Below are 17,534 nucleotides of genomic sequence, written 5' to 3'. Positions count from 1 at the left end.
AAAAGAAAAAGCACCGCGGTCATGCGCGAGCAACAGGTGCTGACCGCACCTGAGAAACGAGAGTGGATGTGCTTTCAGAGCGTTCTTGCCCCTTCCGATGGCACCAGCGCTGCCGCTAAATATCGGAGATTGACAGCTCTCGAATAAGTTAACCGTTCTTACCCGTGCCCGCAGAAGCGGGGTGCGTGAGGTCGGCTCGGGGTCAAAAGCACCGGTTTGAACGCTTGCCGATCACTTCCGGTCCACCCCCGATAAGCAGACCATTCAGAGCCAAGCCGGACTTCGCCCTAGCATCAAGGGCGGAAATTGTCCGGTCGGGCAGTCGTTAGATATGCTTGACGCGGCTTGTGGCGCTTCGGAAGAAAACATTATTGTCTTTCCCGCCATTGACCGGAGGGGACGATGACGTGGACACGGAGAGACGTACTCGCCGTCGCGATTGCGACCTCAATCACAGGCACGACGCGGGTTTCTCGCGCGCAAGCGCCGCTCGCTTCGGCGGTAGCCGCGCTCTGTCCGACCGGCAAGCTACGGGCTGCTCTGATCGTCTCCAACCCTGTTCTGGTCACCCGCCGCTCCGACGGTACACTCGGCGGGGTGTCAGTCACCGTCGCCCGCGCGCTGGCTGCGTATCTGGGCGTTCCGACCGAACTGAAGCCCTATGACAATCCCGCGCGCTACAACGAGAGCCTCGAAACGGACGACTGGGATGTTGGGCTTGCCGCGCGCGATCCTTCCCGAGCCGATCATCTCGCGTTCAGCGCCACCTTCATGGAGGTGGATAATGGTTACGTCGCCCGCGCCGGCGCGGCACCGACGAGTGCCGATGATGTCGACCGGCCGGGCGTAAAGATCGCCGTGGCACAGGGAAGTGCACCACACACGGTGTTGCGCCGTTTGATAAAGCAGGCGGAGATCGTCCCGGTGCCGGGTGGTTTCGAGGCAGCGCGCGATACGCTTGCGAAGGGAAATGCCGATGTCTACGGCGAGAACCTGCACCTCGCTCATCGGATCGCTGACGCCGTCCCGGGCGCCCATGTGCTGCCCGGACGTTTCAATGTCGTGCAGATGGCGATCGGAGTGCGTAAGCGGGCGGTTGCGGCACTGCCCGCCGTTGACGAGTTCGTGACCAAAATTCGAGCCGAAGGCACTGTACAGAAGGCAATCACCGAGTCCGGGCTGAACGGCGTTAGAGTGCCCTGAGTCCGCTCCGGGTCATTCGCGACCGGGTCGCGACAGCACCGAAGCCGGTCAAGTCCTTTATGCCCCCGAAAGCGGACCTAAATTCTGAGGCCATGGCCACGGGGCGTTGTCGGCTGGCCCTACGAATGACGGCCAGGGCGCAATTCACGCCTTCCCGATACCGATTTTAATGCGGCTGAGCGTCGACGAGGCGTTTGTCGGGTTTTTCAAAAAAAACATGTGGAATCGCCATTTTGGCGATTCCACATTTAAGCTAGGGGCTGGGGTTCTAACCGGGCTTTTTCTTGCACTATGAAAAAATGCCCCGCTCGGACCGCGAGCGGGGTGGGGAAGTCGCCGTGACGAGCTTCCAAGGCGCCACGACAATCCCGCGATAACAGCCGCGCATGACGGTTTGGCGACAGGAATTCCTCTACTAGGAATTAGCGCGTCCATACACGGTGGCCCTCGCGGTGCGTTAAGCAGTCGTGGTGCGAGCCATGATGATGGCGACGTGTCCGTCGGTGACGCCCGCCGCGCCTTCTAACTCAGTCAGTTCACGCGACGAAGTTAGGCAACGTCGCTTCAGGGTTTCGCCTAAAAGGCTCGGCGACGCGCACGGTGTGGCATTTGGGCGGCGGGGCTTTCTGATCGACGCACTCTTGCCGTCACGATCTCGAAGACCACGATAATCGCGCCGCAAATGGTGATCCCGGCCGCCGTCATTGTGAGGACCATCGTGAGCATCGAATCGCTCCCTGAAAGCAGGAGCGGTCACGACATCAGTAGATTCGTGTTCCAACAAGACAGGTGAACTACGGGGGGAGTTCGTCAGGAACTCCGCGCTCCGGCTCACTCCAAAACCTCATACTCGAATGCCACGCCCTCGGGGTCGTTTTCCTCGAACCATTTCTCCGCAGCGTCCTGGCTGGCAAACACCTTGATGTGCTCTTTGTGGCCGACCTGCTTGCTGGTGTTGACATAGATGAAGACAGTCATTGGCCTCTCTTCAGCTTGCGTCTGCCCCAATGGGGATCTTTGCGGTTCGGATTGAACTCTCGGACCTTATGGCGGTTCAAGGCCAGCATGAATCCGATCCTGGCCAGCATGGTTGCCTGTTGCGCTCCACCACCAGCATCAGCTCCGAGATCGCGGTTTGCCATTCGGGGGCTGCGGATTCCTTCTTTGGCAGCTCAGTGATGTAGGTGGCGGCGTGGTGCAACGTGACGAGCACGCGCCCATCCGGCAACACGATCGGATCATCAAACTGCCGGCGCCAGCCGGTCGCGCGCTTTGCCATCTAGAGCCCCAGCGCAAAGATCAGCGCGCGGCTCTTTGTTGGCGATGGAAATTAAGGATAGGTGGCGGTCAGTTTGTCGCCAGTGAAGCCGGCTACCAATTCCGCGGTCTGTGAGACCGCGGGAGCGGCAATCGCCTCGCGCCGGCATAGTAAGGGTTGACGAGGCAGGTCGCCGGTAGGCTACTCGCTGTCGCTGCGCACTGCGCGAAAGACGTGAAGACGCAATCGATCCTGTCACCGATCTTCTCGCCATAGACGTGCATGCAGACGGGATAGCCGGGATCGTACGTCTGAGCAGACGCCGGCGCAAAGCCCCCGAGCGTGCCCAGAACGAGAATTGCGGACGTGAGTCGTCTCATCACGTCACCTCAGTAGAACCAACTCACACTGATGAAAAGTACGACGAACGACGCCACTGCGACGCTGGCAAGCGCGACGCTATCCGTGTGAACCGGTCGCATCGGAACGCTCTGAGGATCTGGAGAGATCGACCGCATCTCCAATAAACAAATCTAGGGGTTTCCCCGTTCCACCCTCCAGCACCTGGCGGGCGTATTAACTGGCACCCGATCTCCGGCCCTTGGTGAATTGGCACGGCGTGGCAATCCTGTCATGCCAGTTGGTACGATGTTCATCGCGCCCGCCTGCGAGTTCAAGGTTTCGACGTCTAAGGTCGGCCAATTCCGCGCTCGATAGCCGCCACGGGTGCGCGTTTGAATATTTCAATGCCCGCGAATAGTGAAATCTGTCGATTCCAGCGATCGTCAGGCTGTGCGTCTGAGGAACTAGTTCCAAGCCAAGCAGAGCGACCGGGCCAGAAGGCGACCTTAAAAGCTTTCGAACAAATTCTAAGTTTCTCCAAGTTGTAGCTATTAATCCAAAGTTGATTTCTACCTTGGCGCACCGCGGGTCCCGAGGGCAAAGTCGTAGGTAGCAGCAAGGAAAAAGGCGAGCCGAGAGCTTAATGACCGCTAGATTCGTTCTGTGACGAAGCCCGCACGGCTGCGGAGTTGCCATGCATCGGGTGCCGTCAGCAACGTGATCAGCCTCCCCAACTTTAGTCTTGTTTCTTGATCAGAAGTCTAACTGCAACCTGAAGGGGCTGTCGACGAGAGACTCCGTCTCCCAGACCGGAATATTTGACGGGAAGTGGTGTACTCAACTTCGCCATCAAACGCGGGGAATCATATGAGGAAACGTCTCGGGCCATCGCGCCGCGATGTGCTGAAACGCTCCGGTGCGGTGCTTGCGGGCGCCGCCTTGTCAACGCGAGTCATGGCCGCCGCGCCTCCGGCCGAGCCAGTTACGCCAGCGCTGATCGCCGCGGCGACGAAGGAGGGACAGGTCAACTACTACACCTCGACCGATTTGCCGGTCGCCGAGAAATTGGCAAGGGCGTTCGAGGCGAAATATCCGGGCATCGCCGTACGCGTCGAGCGGACCGGCGCGGAGCGCGTATTCCAGCGCATCGGCCAGGAATACTCCAGCAACATTCACGCCGTGGACGTCGTGAACTCTTCCGACGCCGCACATTTCATTGTCTGGAAGCGGAACGGCATTTTGGCGCCTTATGTCCCCGAGGAGGTCGCAAAGTTCTATCCGGTTGAGCACCGCGACGTGGACGGCCAGTTCGCGAGCTTCCGTGTCTGGCTTTCGATCATCGCGTACAACACGAACCTGGTGAAGGCCGAGGAGGCGCCAAAGAGCTTTGACGATCTGCTCGATCCGAAATGGAAGGGCAAGATCGTCAAGGCGCATCCCAGCTACAGCGGCACGATCATGACAGCGACCTACCAGATGCAGCGCGATCTCGGCTGGAGCTATTTCGAGAAGTTGGCGAAGCAGAACATCATGCAGGTACAGTCTTCGACGGATCCGCCTAAGAAGCTCGATCTGGGTGAGCGAGCGGTGATGGCCGACGGCAATGAGTACAACATCTTCCAGTTGAAGGAGGCCGGCCGGCCGGTCGAGCCGGTCTACGCCACCGAAGAGTCTCCGATCATTGTTGGCCCGAATGGAATCTTCAAGGATTGTCCGCATCCGAATGCTGCGAAGCTGTTTCAGGCGTTCGCGCTGGGGCGCGAGGCGCAGCAGCTCAATATCGACATTGGCGGTCTGCGCTCCGTCCATGCGCAAACCCGGGAAAAGGCTGGACGCAAGCCGCTGAACGAGATCAAGACGATGAAGGACGATCCCGCCGCGGTGGAGCGGGAGGGAGAGTCGATCAAGTCGCACTACACCCGTATCTTTCGGGTTTGACTACCGTCGCCTCGGTGTGGGGTTAAATTGATCACCGAAGCGCGGGCGGTGACAGGAAGCTGCAGCGGTGTCGTTGGCTTCGCCGTGGCTAGCGAGTCACGCCGCGAGCGGGCCTGTTTGAGCGTTTGGCATGGCCTATGCCCGATTTTCGCACAAATTGTGCGGATAAAGCCCCTCGGCGGACCGGTCATTTGATGTTACCTATTTGGCCATGAACCAGCACGCCAGGGTCGACATCCGCCATTCCACCTGTCCGCACGACTGCCCCTCGGCATGTGCGCTTGACGTTGAAGTCCTCGAGGGCCGTTCGATCGGCCGCATCCGAGGCTCCAAACAGCAGACCTATACGGCGGGCGTGGTCTGCGCGAAGGTCGCGCGCTATGCGGAGCGGATTCACCACCCCGAACGGCTGGTGTATCCGTTGCGCCGGACCGGCCCGAAGGGTTCCGGCCAGTTTGCGCGGATATCATGGGATGATGCGCTGGACGAAATCGCGGCGCGCTTCGATGCTGCGGAACGCGAGTTCGGTGCCGAGTCTGTCTGGCCTTACTATTACGCGGGCACCATGGGGCTCGTGATGCGCGACGGTCTCAACCGTCTTTCGCATGTGAAGAAGTACTCGCGCTTTTATGCGACCATCTGCGCGACCATCGCCCGCATCGGATTTACGGTGGGGACCGGCAAGATCGCAGGCGTTGACCCCCGCGAGATGGGTGCCTCCGATCTCGTCGTGATCTGGGGCACCAATCCGGTGAACACCCAGGTCAACGTGATGACGCACGCATCGCGCGCTCGAAAGGAGCGTGGCGCAAAGATTGCGGCGGTCGACGTCTACAACAACGAGACGATGAAGCAGGCCGACATCAAGATCCTGCTGCGGCCGGGGACCGATGGCGCCTTCGCGTGCGCCGTGATGCACGTGCTGTTCCGCGAAGGTCTAGCCGATCGCGATTATCTCGCACGCTATACCGATTGCCCGGACGAGCTCGAAGCACATCTGAAGACCCGCACGCCGGAATGGGCCTCGGCGATCTCAGGCGTGCCGGTGGCGGAGATCGAGGCGTTTGCGCGCATCGTCGGGCAGACCAAGCGTTCGTTCTTCCGTCTCGGCTACGGCTTCACGCGCAGCCGCAACGGCGCCGCCCAGATGCACGCTGCGCTCTGCATTCCCGCGGTCACCGGCGCCTGGCAATACGAAGGTGGCGGCGCATTTTTCAACAACGCTGGAATCTGGGGCTTCGACGAATCCATTATCGAGGGGCATGACGCGATCGACCCTGCGACGAGGGTGCTGGACCAGTCCAAGATCGGCCGCATCCTGACCGGCGATGCCGAGGCTCTGAAGGGCGGCGGCCCGGTCAAGGCGATGCTGATCCAGAACACCAATCCGATGACGGTCGCGCCGGAGCAGGCGCTGGTGCGGCAAGGATTTGCCCGCGAAGACCTGTTCGTCGCCGTGCACGAGCAGTTCATGACCGAGACCGCGCAGATGGCCGATATTGTGCTGCCGGCGACGATGTTCATGGAGCACGACGACCTCTATTATGGCGGCGGCCACCAGCATATTTCGGTCGGCCCGAAGCTGATCGATCCGCCCGGCGAATGCCGCTCCAATCATGAGGTGATGCAGGCACTCGGCCGCCGCCTGAACGCCGTGCATCCCGGCTTCGACATCACGGCGCGCGAGCTGATCGACGCGACGCTGAAGAAGAGCGGTCATGGCGATATAGAGACGCTCGAGGCCGAGCTTTGGCGTGATCTGCAGCCTGACTTCCGCACCTCGCACTATCTCGACGGCTTCGCCCATCCCGACAAGAAGTTCCATTTTAAGGTCGATTGGGGCCAGGTTCCGGTGGGGACTGGCGGGCTGATGGGGGCCTGGGAGCGGATGCCTTCGCTGCCGGACCACTGGACGATCATAGAGGAAGCGGACGAGCAGCATCCATTCCGGCTCGCGACGTCGCCGTCGCGCAGTTTCCTCAACACCACCTTCAACGAAACGCCGTCCTCGCAGGCCCGCGAGGGTGTGCCGACCGTGATGATCCACCCCGAGGATGCAGCAGCGCTTTCGATCGCCGACGGCGACCCGGTGACACTCGGCAATATGCGAGGCGAGACCACGCTGACCGCAAAATTGTTCGATGGTGTTCGCCGCGGCGTGCTGATCGCCGAATCGGTTCATCCGAACAAGGCCCATATCGGCGGCCGCGGCATCAATATGCTGACAGGAGCCGAGGCCGTCGCACCTGTCGGCGGAGCCGCGTTCCACGACAACAAGGTCTGGGTCAGGAAGGCATCGGCGCCCGTATAAATCCTGCTTGCAGTTGATGCCGATCCTGCCGCAAATGTAAGCTGAAAACAGCGCACAGGCAGGAAACATGACCGACAACAGCGTCATTCTCGAAAAGCGCGGGCAGGCATTCAGGATTACCATCAACCGGCCCGACAAGCGGAACGCCCTCAACGCTGACGTGATCGCAGGCATTGCCAAGGGTTATCGCGACGCGCATGACGACAAGGACGTGCGCGTCATTGTGTTGACCGGTGCGGGCGACAAAGCGTTCTGCGCCGGCGCTGACCTGCAGAACAGCGGCGCAGCGTTCGCGATGGACTACTCACGCCCCAATGTCGATTATGCCGACCTGCTGCGGCTGTCGCAGAACTCGACCAAACCGGCCATCGCGCGGGTCGGCGGCGTCTGCATGGCGGGCGGCATGGGCCTGTTGTGCATGACGGACATGGCAGTCGCGGCCGATCATGTGATCTTCGGCCTGCCGGAAGTAAAGGTCGGCGTGTTTCCAATGCAGGTGATGAGCCTGCTGCAATCGATTGCGCCGCCACGCCTCGTCAATGAATGGGCGTTGACCGGTGAACCCTTTGACGCCAGCACCGCGCAGGCAGCCGGTCTCCTGAATTATGTCGTGCCTGCCGCCGAGCTCGACGCCAAGATCGATTGGCTGATTGGACGCATCGTCGACAAGTCGCCGACTGCAATCCGGCGCGGCAAATACGCTATGCGTGCGATTGCCTCGATGTCGTTTGACGAGAGTATCGCCTACACCGAAAGCCAGATCGCGCTGCTTGCCATGACGGAGGATGCGAAGGAGGGACTTAAGGCATTTTCGGAGAAGCGCAAACCGAGCTGGCCAGGACGGTAGGCGAGCGGCTCTAATCTGAAGCTGTCCTTTAGCACGACGGTTGCTCTCTCGCCGGGCTTTGAAGAACAGGTCAGGCAGATTGATTGTTTGGAGGGGTAGAAGCGAGCGGATCGTCGGACAAAAACTTGGGGGCCGATTGACAGTCGTGCCCCTGACGAAGCCGGACGTCTGGAAGAGGGAGGGCCTATTCTGGATGAAAAGCAGAGCCTTGATCCTCGGAGTGATAGTCGAAGAGGTCCATCGTCACGATCGCAAGATTCTTCTCTAGATCCTGCATGCCGGCCGATACGCCAAGCACGACAACATTGTCGGTGTCTCCGAAATCCGCTCTCCCATCAACCCGCGTATCCCCAGGCCTCTCACGGATCTCGAGATTGAGCAGACGATCGAAGCGTTTGTGAACTGCGCCCGATTGGCGGCGCAAGCCGGCTATGACGGCGTCGAGGTGATGGGCTCAGAGGGCTACCTGATCAACCAGTTCACCGAGCCGCGGACGAACAACCGTGGAGATCGTTGGGGTGGATCGCTGGAAAACCGGCTGCATTTCCCGGTCGAGGTCGTAACGCGCATCCGTGCGTCGATCGGGTCTTCATTCCTGATCATGTACCGCATCTCGGCAATCGATCTCGTCGAGAATGGATTGACCGCCGAGGAGATCGACGCGCAGGCGCGCGCCGTGGAGGCCGATATCCCGGATCAAGACGCCGGAGTTGGCGGAACAGCTGTTATCGGACGGGACCTGCGATTTCATCTCCATAGCAAGGCCGATGCTGGCCGCTCCCGATTCTGTGAAAAAGGCCGGACAGAACCGCGCCAGCGAGATCAACACCTGCATCGCACCAGGGGAATTCGTGCCGCAGTGTCGCGGGCGCTACGAGTCGCCGGGTATTCAGCCGCCGCGATCTATGCTTACGGTCAGTTCCTTGATGCTCGGAGATCGCGCTCGCGCAGGATCGCCTCAACGATTCGCCGCAACCGCCGCACCGAGCCTCCGGGCCAATGCCGCGCCACTGTCGCGCGCTCGACGCCGTCGAGCGGCGGCACCCAACTCCGGTCGAGACCTCGCTCACGTGCGAGGTCGGCGATCACGGCCGGCAAGAGCTCGTCGAGATGCTCCTGGCTCGGCTTCGGGAACGTCACCACGCGGAAGCGATCGCGGAGCGGAGAGGGCAGCAGATCGAGGCTGTTGGCGGTTGCGACGTAAGAAACCTCGGACAGATCGAGGTTGGTCTGCAAGGCGGGGTCCGGATACCTCGCATTGGTCTCCGGTTCGAGAAAGCCAAGCATACAATCCCAGAGCCGGCCATAATCCGAGCGCGTACCCGCCTTCTCGATCTCGTCAATCAGCACGAGCGGGTTGGCAATCCGTCCCTGCGCCACAGCAAGAAAGGGATGGCACGGCTCGGCCGAGTACCAGCGCCGATCGGTACCGCCGAACACAGCGCCGTCCGAGCGGCTGGCATCGGTGCGCCAGACGCTGAGTCCCAGGACCTCGCCGAGCCGCCTGGCGAACCGGCTCTTGCCACCGCCCGGCTCGCCGACCACGAGGAGCGGGCGGAGCCGCACCGTGGTGCGCCCGACGAGATCGGCCAGTGCAAAGTCGATGACGTCGACAGCGCACGGGAATTCGAACATCAGCGTTGCACGCACCTCGTGCAGCTGCGGTACTTCGACAAGCGGTAGGGGGGCGTTGATGACGTCCTTCAGTGGACGGAGGATTTCCTTCAGCTTTGTATTCTTCATCTCGTCGTCGCTCAGAGGCGCAACCACGAGGTGACGATCAGGAACGATTTCTGGCGCAGGTGAAGAGGCGGGCTGCTCGGATGTTGGAGCGTTTTCCTCAGCCTCTTTCTGCTTGCGGCGCTCTTCCTCCTCCTTGGCCTTGCGCCGCGCCGCGACCGCAGCCGCGAAGATGCGGTGCTCCGCAATGCGGCTTCCCAGGAGCGCCGCACTCGTTGCTGCTGAGCCGTTTCTCGGCACGAGGTCGGTGCAGGCCGGGAGCGCGGCCCACCCGAAGGTGAAACGCTCGAGGTCGCAGCACAGATTGTGCTCGGCTTGCCGCGAGATGATCTGAAACGCATGCACCAGCGCCTTGCCCACGCGGCGGTGGTCCTCGAAGTGGACGACATCGCGCGGGACGGGCAAGGCGACCAGCCGGACGCAATCGGCAAGGCTCCTCAGATCCGGTTCGTTCTGTCCGACAGCCAGGCGATCGATCTTGGCTGCGAGTGCCACAGCCGTTTCCACGGTCTGGGCTGCGGCCCAGGCAACGCTCTCAGGCAACTGCGGACAAAGCTCGGCGATCTCGGCGATCAATCGCTGCCGGATATGGCTGGCCTGCTCGACGGTGAGCATGGCGTAGCGCAGAAGCCTCGGCAGCCCCTTGAAGCGCTCGTCCCAGCCGCCGGAATCGGCGGCTGCGCCCGATGAGACGGCATCCTCAATCGGGGGCGGATCGAAGTCATCGGCGTCGTCAGTCGCACTCATGCCTCGTCCTCCGAGCTATCGCCATCCGTGGGGGAGCGTTCGACGTCAGGCCTTGTCTCCCAAAGCGGCGGACGTCGGCCCGATCGAGCGGCGGCCCAAGGCGATAGAACCGCGAGAGGGTGCGGACCCAGGCGCCGTCGGGATCGGCGAACCACAGGTGGGTGGTCGCCGCGGTGCAATCGCCGAGAATGGGATGACCGGTGACACGTCCGACCAACTGCACGCCCTGTCGGGTCAGGACCGGAACCCAGTCGTCCAGCAGGGGCGCCTGTTTCAGCAGGGGCAGCACGGAGCGACCGAGTTCGAGGCGGTTGCAGTCATCGGCGAGGTCACGCAATCGGCCCGACAGGTCCGGCGTGACGTGGGAGGGATCGAGGAAAGGAAACAGCTGCGTCAACATGGACAACACTCGAAACGAAGGAGAGGGGAAGGGTGAAAGGACGGCGGCCGAGGTGACGTCATTCGCCGATCTTGACCGTCATCGCGGGATCAAATTGTGGATTTTCGGACCCATAGCCGTGCGGATTGCAGATGATCCTGGTGGCGCCGATCCGATAATCGGAGGAGTTGTGGACATGACCGTGGACCCAGATGTCGGGCTTGTGGGTCGAAATCAGCCCGGAGAGATCGGACACGTATGCCGCGGTCAGACGCTGGCTCCGGAATTTCGGCAGGATCGAGTCCCAGTGGACCGCATGGTGGGTGATCACGACGGTGGGGCCGGCAAACGTGGCTGCCAGAACCTCGGTCAGATAGGCCCTGGACTGATGGTGCAGCAGTGCCGCCTCCTGCGGTCGAAAGCGTTGCCATGGCTGCTTCCGCCAGCCGATCAGCCTGTGATCGTTCATGCCAGCGGCACAGGTGGCCATCACGCCCGCCAGGTTGGCGTCGCCGAAGATCCGATAATCAGTCCAGAGCGTCGCGCCGACGAAGCGGACCCCGCTGAGTACGACGCCGCTGTTCTCCAACACGTGAATATTGAAGGCTGGAGCCTGCGAACAGGCGAGCTTAAGCTCGCTTCGCACGAAGCGGCGGTAGAACTCATGGTTGCCGAGCACCATCACGATCGGGATGTGTATTGGCACGATCCGCCGCAGGTGCTCGAACGCACGCGGCGCGCCCTCGCAGACATCGCCGGCGACAATCACGGCTTCGACCCCGTCGGCGATCGTGATCATCTTGATCGGAAGGACGCCGACATGGAGATCGGAGAAGATTTGGACCTTCATGCCGCGCCTCCGTCGGACAGGGAGTCATCGTCGAATTGGCGCAAGGCCGGTAGCTGCGGCTTCGTTGTCGAAGCAGACCTGCGTCGATTCGGCGAACGGCGTCCGTTCTGTGCGGACCATGAGGCCGCCACCTCAAGCGCAAAGGGATGATCGAGCTGGGTCCGGCAGAGCACGTTCGTCAGTACGAGCGATGCGGCGGCATCACCGTCGAGCACGCACTGCAGTGCGGCGGTCATCGCGATGTCGGTCTTGAGCGTGATCTCGCTGATCGGCATCAGGGAAAATGCCTCCGCGATCGCGGCGGCGGGATCGCCCCGCAGAGCTGTCGCAAACCGGTTGTCTCCGTGTAGCAGCGTGATCCTCTCGAGAGTGGCGCGAACCAGGAGATGCGGGGCATCGCGGAAGAGATCGGACGACAACGTTCGCCACCAGGCCAGCGGCGAGACGTCCTGGGGGTTGAAAGGCCATGCGACCGCCGCCGGCCTAACGATGTTCGAGGGCCGATCACCAGCGTTGGTAATTTGAGCAGCGTGGCCCTGATGCCGGAGCTTGCGCTCCGGTGTCTTCATTTTCCTGGACATGGATGTGAGCTCCCTAGGCCGCGATCAGGATCGGTTCGGGGTACCGGGGGTTGACCCATTTGCCGCTGCTGACATGTGCACCGGTCACGACCTTCGCCGCGATGGCGGCGGAGGGGAAGCAGACAGCGACGCGCAGGCGAAGCCGGTCCTGGATGCCGGGAATGGCGGCCAGGGCCTCGGCGGCAGCAAGCTCGGCACGGCGGGTGTGCAGGATGGGATTGACGCTCGTGTTCACGATGCTGCGCACCTCAGAACCCGCCGCCACCACGAAGCCGTCTCGAACCGCGTAACCGCGGGCCCAGAGGTCGCCATAGGCGAGCTCGAGCTCGCTACCCACCGGCGGCATCCCGATTGCGCCGATCTGCATCGGTCCGGCGTCATCCGGCCCGATGGCGATATCGGTGTCGATCGCTTCCGGGGTGCGGCGCTGACTCGCGAAGTTGCTGCGCAGCGCGCGGCAGCCAGCGTCGAACAGCAGGCGTTCGCCGTGTTCGACGAAGTAATCGAGCGAAGCGCGTTTGTGACTGGGCAGCTCGAGCACCTGCGGGTTGGTACCCTTGACGACGTCGACCAGGCCGGCCTGCTCGGCGATCTGCGTCAGACGGAACTGCAGATAGATCGCAGCCGTCTTGTCGAACCACGCGCGTTCGTAGCCGTAGATTACATAGACCTCGCGGGCGAATCCCTTGGAGGGATCAGCCGCATGCTCGGAGAGCCTGCGACCGGCGTTACCGGTCTCTCCGATATAGACCATGGCATGGTCGGCCAGGAGGTAGCACGCTGGCACGGCGGCGCGGCTCAGCGCGATATCCTTCACCATCGCGTAGGGAAACGCCGCGACGGCCAGGCGGCCGACGTCGTCGTGGACCTCGCGAAGGCCGGCGATGCCACCCATCGGGCGATGGACGTTGCTGGTGCAGGCGGGCTGCACGGAGGTGTTGGTGGAGAACAGGGACATTGTGAGGACCTCTCTGGCGTGAGAGATCGCGAGGCAAACGTCGTCGGACAAGACCGTGCCTTTGAGGCGTCATCCTTTCGTGCGGATCGTCGCAGCGAAAGGTGTTTGCCCTCATTGGCGTCTCGACCTCAGCCTGCGGTCGGGTGAAACGGATAAATTGGATCCGAGAGCACGGCCGAAAGATCGAAACGAAGCGGACTGGTCCATGTGGCGCATCTGCGTCACGCGACGTAAGGTCTCGCGATCTGGTCTAGCCGATGAAGAACGGGGTGACGGCCGAGGCCTCGTCAGCCGCGGCGACTGCCAAATTGGACGCAGCGCAGCTGGCGTTGGTCGCGTTGGACCGGGCCTGAATCACCAGGGAGGACGGGGGCAGAGACACCGAATCGGCGCTATAAGGGCTCTTAGCCATGACTGACTCTCCTAAAGTCGGTTTGTGGTTAGGCCGTTGTCGGTGTTACCAGCACCGGCAGCGGCCGCTTCGCATGTACCGCGAAGTGCAATCATATATGGAACTTCACCGGACAAGCGCCAGCCTCGATGATACGGCATGGTTAATGTCCTCCAGAGAGCAACGACAAATGCCGCCTGCTCTCCACCGCCGCCTGGGCAGTGCGCTGAAACTGTTTGCCAAGCTGGAAGGCCCGACTGGCGTTCTCCATCAGATGCCAGCGGTCGGCAGCTCCAGGTAAGCGAGCTAAGCAATCTACCGACAATCTTGGTGGTGTGACAGAGCAACTCCATGCCGACTTTGCGCACAAAGCGACCGGGATCATGCAGTGGGTAAGGCGTCGCGAAGCGCCAGGGCAGTAGGGGCTGCTCAGTTGAGTCACTCCGCGCGTCTAAGCTTTAGGTCGAACCATGGTTTGTCGCATTGGCGAAGTTTGCGGGATCGGCTCAGCCCGCGCACGCGAGGCAGGGTGAATTGGGCAGTTTCGGCCTGGAACGGTTAGGCAGTGGAGGTCCGTCCTTAATTGATAGACATCGAGATAGTCCCAGCGTTCGGGTTCGAGTTCATCTAGTTCGAGAGGAAGATTGAAGGACATATTGGGATCTCGGGCGCTGATAGGCTTTATCCCGGCGAGAAATCGGATAAGATCGTGTCCCCTGGCGTGGTGTAGCTAAGCGGAGTTCACCACGTTCGCCGGCATGGGCCGGATCGGTCAGTGGCGATTGCCGGGAAGCTGACGGCGGGATCATCGCGCAACGGGGCGATGGTTTCCGGCGTCATGTATCGGCCGCGCTGGACGGCCCATTCATCGTTCTGTTCGAGAGGATCGCGCCGACGAGGCGGATGATGGTTTATCTCGTCGGTGTCGCGAACCAGCATCTCGCGATCGGCACGAGCGCGATCGCGCGGTGGCGGCGAATGCGGGGCTCAATCTGGCGAACCATGACAAAGCGGGCAATGTGAAATGGCCGTGCGCAAGCGTGTTTGCGGTGGCGGGCATCGTGGGTGCGTTCGGCGGCTCAACGCTTGGCAATATGCTCGACGGCCAAAAACTGCTCCTGATCTTCGCGCTATTGATGGTCATCGTCAGCGCGCTGATGCTGCGCAAGCGGGCGGACGACGGCGATTTTGCCGTGGCGCTCGGTCAGCGAAAATTTCCCAGCGCTCGTAGGTCTCGGCCTTGCGACCGGCGCCTTGTCGGGCTTTTTCGGCATCGGCGGCGGCTTCCTGATCGTGCCCGCCCTGATATTGGCGACCGGGATGCCGATTCTCAATGCCGTCGGGTCCTCGCTCGTCTCGGTCACGGCATTTGGGCCCACCACCGCAGCCAACTACGCGTTCTTCGGCCTGGTCGATCGGAGGCTTGCGGTCGTTTTCCTTGCGGGCGGCGGCGTTGGCGGCCTGCTCGGCGCGCGGTTGGCCAAACACCTCGCCGGCAAGAGGGGCGCGCTCAACAACGTCTTCGCTGCGCTGATCTTCGCGGTTGCGATCTACATGCTCTATCGAAGCTGGATGGCCCTTGGCCAACATGCCTAGAGCCGTATCGGGTTCTGGCCTGATCGATGATCCGCATTGGCCGCCGAAGGCCCCAGGCTGCATCCGGCAGGGAGGGTGAGCGCCATTGACATGATCGCCAGTCGCAGGCGCGCGACTGCGTCAGAATTTGAGGGCGGGCGTATCGTCTTCAGGCTCCTTGCGCTTTCTTATGAGCTCCAAATTCGTTTCTCTACGTACCTTCGGGGATCTGATCACCTTTGCCACATCCTCCGCCATGGGACGAGCAACACCCAAAGGTTTAGTGCGCCATCCGGTGCGACGCTTGGCATAATGGGCCGTTGCTGTCGCCGTGGTCTTATGTCCCGCAGTTGCCGCCACCTCTTCAGGTGACATCCAGGATTTGGCGTTGGCCATTCCGATGTGACGCGTTGAATACGGCGACACTCGTTTTATGCCGATCTCCTTGCAGGCCCTGGCTATTCGCGAGGCTAAACTTCCCCAAAGATGACGAAAGCTCTCGGCTCCCTGTGCTCGCTTTCTCAAGAACACCAACAGCTTGGAAAGGTCGCTTACACCTTTGCCGCCGTAATCCTTCAAGTCCAGCTGACGATGAGTGCCCAATGCCCTCCCGTTCGTGGCCTTTCCATTTCTTATAATCAAAGTATTTCCCTGGATGATCGCCGTTCGCCACTCACTTGGGCGGAGGAACAAACGGACATTGTGATTGAGCAACCGAGCCGCCAGACGGTCATCGGGATGATCTCCTCTGTTTCTCAGCCGGTCCATGAGCAGAGCGAACTCGGCCTCCGGGACGGACTTTCTCTTCCGCGCTGAGGTCTTAGGGGAGCCAGATTTGCGGGGCTGCGGACCCGGTTTAAGGCTCGCCAACAGCTCTTCAGCACTGGCGTTTGCAAGCTCGGGTCCGGCATCCTCGATGGCTTGAATCAGCGCGGCTCGGTACAGGTTAATGGTCGACTTCACCCAGCGATTGTGCTCATCGACGAACCATCTAATGGCCCCCGGCAAGTCATTGAGATGCACTCCTGCGAGCCGGCAGAGGCTCAGGTACCGCTCTCGGTAATGAGCTATCGTTTCTCGGGTACGGGTCACCGTCCGTCCGGTCGCGTCCTCTCGCTGTGCCATCCGAAGTCTCTAACTTGCTCCCCTCGTTACTGCCAACAATCAAAAATAAATCAATGCCAATCTCTCACCCAAAAGATGCGCGGCGAAATCAGCCCAGACAATTGCTTAACGCGTCAAACTTCGCGTCGGCTAGGATTGACGATATTCAAGCGTTGAAATTATTGATGTATTTTATATACTGTCGTCATTTGGCGACTGAAATGTCGTCAAATGGCGACAGGAGTTTCCGTGTACGTTCGACGTCCCAGAGATCTTGGACTTCTCATTCGTGAGCGCCGTCTTCTGCTCGGTTGGTCACAGCGCGATCTAGCCATGCGGTCAGGCGTCGGGCGACAGTGGTTGGTTGATCTTGAGAAGGGCAAAGCGGCCGCCCCGTTGCACCTTTTGATCCAAACACTGGATGCTCTCGGGTTGGTGATCAGGATCTTTGACGACACGCCTGCTCGCCTCCCCATGAGCCGGCTCGTGGACAGCGGCCCGGAGGCAGGACCTGGAGCCGCCCGAGACAGGATTGTCCGTTGGAGGCCGCGCGTAACGGCTCCCTTCGATGTGCCTGCCCGGCAGATCGCAGCCGGCCAGGCTGAACCGCGTCACCGCGCTCAGGATCAAGGAGCGGGTCTCACCTATGAACCCACGGACTTCGAATCGCTCGGTGAGACCATAACCAAGGACAAGCTGTACCAGCCCGAATACCGAGCCGTGATCGAGCGCATGGTGACGCACGTCATCAGATCAGAGGGCCCGGTTTTCGACGAGCTGGTGGCGCGCCGGATCGCGCGCGTTCATGGTCTGGCAAGAGCAACGGGAAAGCTGCTCCAGATTACTCGGGATGTCACCGACCCAGTATTTGCGCGATCATCAGAAGATAACCGGTCGATAGTATGGCCCGGTGCTGACTCGCAGAAGTTGGTGCCGTTCCGGGATGCTTCCAAAGAGGTCCGGGACCATCCGGATGTCCCGTTGGTCGAATTGGCGTCCCTTGCAGCTTCATTTTTGGCCGCAGGTCACACGATAAGCAAGACAGCGGAGCTCATGAGCCGACGAATGGGCCTGAAACGCATGGCGGAGAATACCCGCTCTCGCTTTGAAGCTGCTGCTGAACTGGCTCGAAGCCTCGGAGCTGATCAGTAAGGTTCTTTCCTTTCTGTTGTTAGCACCGCAAACGAAGCCAACGAGATCGGGCGGGCTGGCAGTTCGTCTGCAACGAAGCTTTCTGCGCTGCTAATGGGCCTGTACCGAGGGTAAGCCACTGTTCAGCGTCCATCGGCGTCAAGGCACGGTTCGATCAG

At 61.2% G+C, this 17,534-nt stretch carries 18 protein-coding genes and 1 pseudogene; 6 read left to right on the top strand and 13 right to left on the bottom strand.

From position 1 onward, the window contains the following. Positions 1 to 402 precede the first annotated feature (402 nt). Positions 403 to 1,203: a transporter substrate-binding domain-containing protein gene (locus tag MTX19_RS27145; RefSeq protein ID WP_280980136.1), complete on the top strand. Its 801-nt coding sequence runs from the start codon at positions 403 to 405 to the stop codon at positions 1,201 to 1,203. An 831-nt stretch (positions 1,204 to 2,034) separates the two neighbouring features. Here MTX19_RS27145 and MTX19_RS27140 read toward each other — a convergent pair. From MTX19_RS27140 to MTX19_RS27130, 3 genes are all read right to left on the bottom strand, one after another. After that, positions 2,035 to 2,181, bottom strand: coding sequence for a hypothetical protein (locus MTX19_RS27140; protein WP_280980135.1), 147 nt, complete (start codon positions 2,179 to 2,181; stop codon positions 2,035 to 2,037). A gap of 76 nt (positions 2,182 to 2,257) precedes the next feature. After that, complete coding sequence (locus tag MTX19_RS27135; protein ID WP_280980134.1) at positions 2,258 to 2,482, bottom strand: hypothetical protein; 225 nt, start codon at positions 2,480 to 2,482, stop codon at positions 2,258 to 2,260. Positions 2,483 to 2,574: 92 nt separating this feature from the next. Then, a complete protein-coding gene (locus tag MTX19_RS27130) occupies positions 2,575 to 2,841 on the bottom strand; it encodes a DUF3551 domain-containing protein (RefSeq protein WP_280980133.1) in 267 nt (88 codons plus the stop codon). A gap of 829 nt (positions 2,842 to 3,670) precedes the next feature. On the opposite strand from MTX19_RS27130, the gene MTX19_RS27125 reads away from it, so the two are divergent. The 3 genes from MTX19_RS27125 (at position 3,671) to MTX19_RS27115 (ending at position 7,899) form a co-directional block, all read left to right on the top strand. Beyond that, a complete protein-coding gene (locus MTX19_RS27125; RefSeq protein ID WP_280985553.1) occupies positions 3,671 to 4,741 on the top strand; it encodes an extracellular solute-binding protein in 1,071 nt (356 codons plus the stop codon). A gap of 211 nt (positions 4,742 to 4,952) precedes the next feature. After that, complete coding sequence (locus tag MTX19_RS27120; RefSeq protein WP_280980131.1) at positions 4,953 to 7,052, top strand: molybdopterin oxidoreductase family protein; 2,100 nt, start codon at positions 4,953 to 4,955, stop codon at positions 7,050 to 7,052. Between the two features lie 67 nt (positions 7,053 to 7,119). Beyond that, a complete protein-coding gene (locus tag MTX19_RS27115; protein ID WP_280980130.1) occupies positions 7,120 to 7,899 on the top strand; it encodes an enoyl-CoA hydratase/isomerase family protein in 780 nt (259 codons plus the stop codon). Positions 7,900 to 8,083: 184 nt separating this feature from the next. Here the strand turns inward: MTX19_RS27115 and MTX19_RS27110 are convergent, their stop codons facing one another. The 9 genes from MTX19_RS27110 to MTX19_RS27070 all read right to left on the bottom strand — a co-directional run bounded on the left by MTX19_RS27110 (position 8,084) and on the right by MTX19_RS27070 (position 14,484). After that, positions 8,084 to 8,323 carry a hypothetical protein gene (locus tag MTX19_RS27110; protein WP_280980129.1) on the bottom strand — a complete coding sequence of 80 codons (240 nt, stop codon included), beginning with the start codon at positions 8,321 to 8,323 and terminating at the stop codon, positions 8,084 to 8,086. Positions 8,324 to 8,488: 165 nt separating this feature from the next. After that, positions 8,489 to 8,734, bottom strand: coding sequence for a hypothetical protein (locus MTX19_RS27105; protein WP_280980128.1), 246 nt, complete (start codon positions 8,732 to 8,734; stop codon positions 8,489 to 8,491). Positions 8,735 to 8,814: 80 nt separating this feature from the next. Further along, on the bottom strand, positions 8,815 to 10,386 hold the full coding sequence (locus MTX19_RS27100) for an AAA family ATPase (RefSeq protein WP_280980127.1): 1,572 nt from the start codon (positions 10,384 to 10,386) through the stop codon (positions 8,815 to 8,817). Next, positions 10,373 to 10,786 (bottom strand): DUF6634 family protein, encoded by a 414-nt coding sequence (locus MTX19_RS27095; RefSeq protein ID WP_280980126.1) that lies wholly within the window; start codon positions 10,784 to 10,786, stop codon positions 10,373 to 10,375. Before MTX19_RS27095 ends, MTX19_RS27100 begins: the two co-directional genes overlap by 14 nt. A gap of 58 nt (positions 10,787 to 10,844) precedes the next feature. After that, positions 10,845 to 11,615, bottom strand: coding sequence for a metallophosphoesterase family protein (locus MTX19_RS27090; protein ID WP_280980125.1), 771 nt, complete (start codon positions 11,613 to 11,615; stop codon positions 10,845 to 10,847). Beyond that, positions 11,612 to 12,196, bottom strand: a complete 585-nt coding sequence (locus tag MTX19_RS27085; RefSeq protein ID WP_280980124.1) for a hypothetical protein — start codon at positions 12,194 to 12,196, stop codon at positions 11,612 to 11,614. Before MTX19_RS27085 ends, MTX19_RS27090 begins: the two co-directional genes overlap by 4 nt. A gap of 13 nt (positions 12,197 to 12,209) precedes the next feature. Beyond that, the gene (locus MTX19_RS27080; protein WP_280980123.1) at positions 12,210 to 13,154 is read right to left on the bottom strand and encodes a hypothetical protein; all 945 of its coding nucleotides are present in this window, start codon (positions 13,152 to 13,154) and stop codon (positions 12,210 to 12,212) included. 250 nt (positions 13,155 to 13,404) lie between these two features. After that, complete coding sequence (locus MTX19_RS27075) at positions 13,405 to 13,566, bottom strand: hypothetical protein (protein ID WP_280980122.1); 162 nt, start codon at positions 13,564 to 13,566, stop codon at positions 13,405 to 13,407. 720 nt (positions 13,567 to 14,286) lie between these two features. Beyond that, a complete protein-coding gene (locus MTX19_RS27070; protein ID WP_280985005.1) occupies positions 14,287 to 14,484 on the bottom strand; it encodes a hypothetical protein in 198 nt (65 codons plus the stop codon). On the opposite strand from MTX19_RS27070, the pseudogene MTX19_RS27065 reads away from it, so the two are divergent. Continuing rightward, positions 14,449 to 15,141, top strand: a pseudogene (locus tag MTX19_RS27065) (sulfite exporter TauE/SafE family protein); the annotation flags it as partial. The gene MTX19_RS27070 and the pseudogene MTX19_RS27065 sit on opposite strands and share 36 nt — an antisense overlap. A 120-nt stretch (positions 15,142 to 15,261) precedes the next feature. Here MTX19_RS27065 and MTX19_RS27060 read toward each other — a convergent pair. After that, on the bottom strand, positions 15,262 to 16,143 hold the full coding sequence (locus MTX19_RS27060; protein ID WP_280980121.1) for a hypothetical protein: 882 nt from the start codon (positions 16,141 to 16,143) through the stop codon (positions 15,262 to 15,264). 312 nt (positions 16,144 to 16,455) lie between these two features. On the opposite strand from MTX19_RS27060, the gene MTX19_RS27055 reads away from it, so the two are divergent. Beyond that, positions 16,456 to 17,376 (top strand): DUF3320 domain-containing protein, encoded by a 921-nt coding sequence (locus MTX19_RS27055; protein ID WP_280980120.1) that lies wholly within the window; start codon positions 16,456 to 16,458, stop codon positions 17,374 to 17,376. The last annotated feature ends 158 nt before the right edge of the window (positions 17,377 to 17,534 follow it).

This window comes from Bradyrhizobium sp. ISRA464, from assembly GCF_029910095.1.
Classification (GTDB): Bacteria; Pseudomonadota; Alphaproteobacteria; order Rhizobiales; family Xanthobacteraceae; genus Bradyrhizobium.
This window is presented reverse-complemented; position numbering and strand designations above follow the sequence as displayed.

Bases quoted from the DNA above. Each gene is read 5' to 3' on its own strand.
- MTX19_RS27140 (WP_280980135.1), bottom strand. From the start codon at position 2,181: ATGACTGTCTTCATCTATGTCAACACCAGCAAGCAGGTCGGCCACAAA.
- MTX19_RS27055 (WP_280980120.1), top strand. From the start codon at position 16,456: ATGGCGACAGGAGTTTCCGTGTACGTTCGACGTCCCAGAGATCTTGGA.
- MTX19_RS27120 (WP_280980131.1), top strand. From the start codon at position 4,953: ATGAACCAGCACGCCAGGGTCGACATCCGCCATTCCACCTGTCCGCAC.
- MTX19_RS27125 (WP_280985553.1), top strand. From the start codon at position 3,671: ATGAGGAAACGTCTCGGGCCATCGCGCCGCGATGTGCTGAAACGCTCC.
- MTX19_RS27135 (WP_280980134.1), bottom strand. From the start codon at position 2,482: ATGGCAAAGCGCGCGACCGGCTGGCGCCGGCAGTTTGATGATCCGATC.
- MTX19_RS27095 (WP_280980126.1), bottom strand. From the start codon at position 10,786: ATGTTGACGCAGCTGTTTCCTTTCCTCGATCCCTCCCACGTCACGCCG.
- MTX19_RS27130 (WP_280980133.1), bottom strand. From the start codon at position 2,841: ATGAGACGACTCACGTCCGCAATTCTCGTTCTGGGCACGCTCGGGGGC.
- MTX19_RS27100 (WP_280980127.1), bottom strand. From the start codon at position 10,386: ATGAGTGCGACTGACGACGCCGATGACTTCGATCCGCCCCCGATTGAG.
- MTX19_RS27105 (WP_280980128.1), bottom strand. From the start codon at position 8,734: ATGCAGGTGTTGATCTCGCTGGCGCGGTTCTGTCCGGCCTTTTTCACA.
- MTX19_RS27085 (WP_280980124.1), bottom strand. From the start codon at position 12,196: ATGTCCAGGAAAATGAAGACACCGGAGCGCAAGCTCCGGCATCAGGGC.
- MTX19_RS27145 (WP_280980136.1), top strand. From the start codon at position 403: ATGACGTGGACACGGAGAGACGTACTCGCCGTCGCGATTGCGACCTCA.
- MTX19_RS27080 (WP_280980123.1), bottom strand. From the start codon at position 13,154: ATGTCCCTGTTCTCCACCAACACCTCCGTGCAGCCCGCCTGCACCAGC.
- MTX19_RS27075 (WP_280980122.1), bottom strand. From the start codon at position 13,566: ATGGCTAAGAGCCCTTATAGCGCCGATTCGGTGTCTCTGCCCCCGTCC.
- MTX19_RS27070 (WP_280985005.1), bottom strand. From the start codon at position 14,484: ATGCTGGTTCGCGACACCGACGAGATAAACCATCATCCGCCTCGTCGG.
- MTX19_RS27090 (WP_280980125.1), bottom strand. From the start codon at position 11,615: ATGAAGGTCCAAATCTTCTCCGATCTCCATGTCGGCGTCCTTCCGATC.
- MTX19_RS27115 (WP_280980130.1), top strand. From the start codon at position 7,120: ATGACCGACAACAGCGTCATTCTCGAAAAGCGCGGGCAGGCATTCAGG.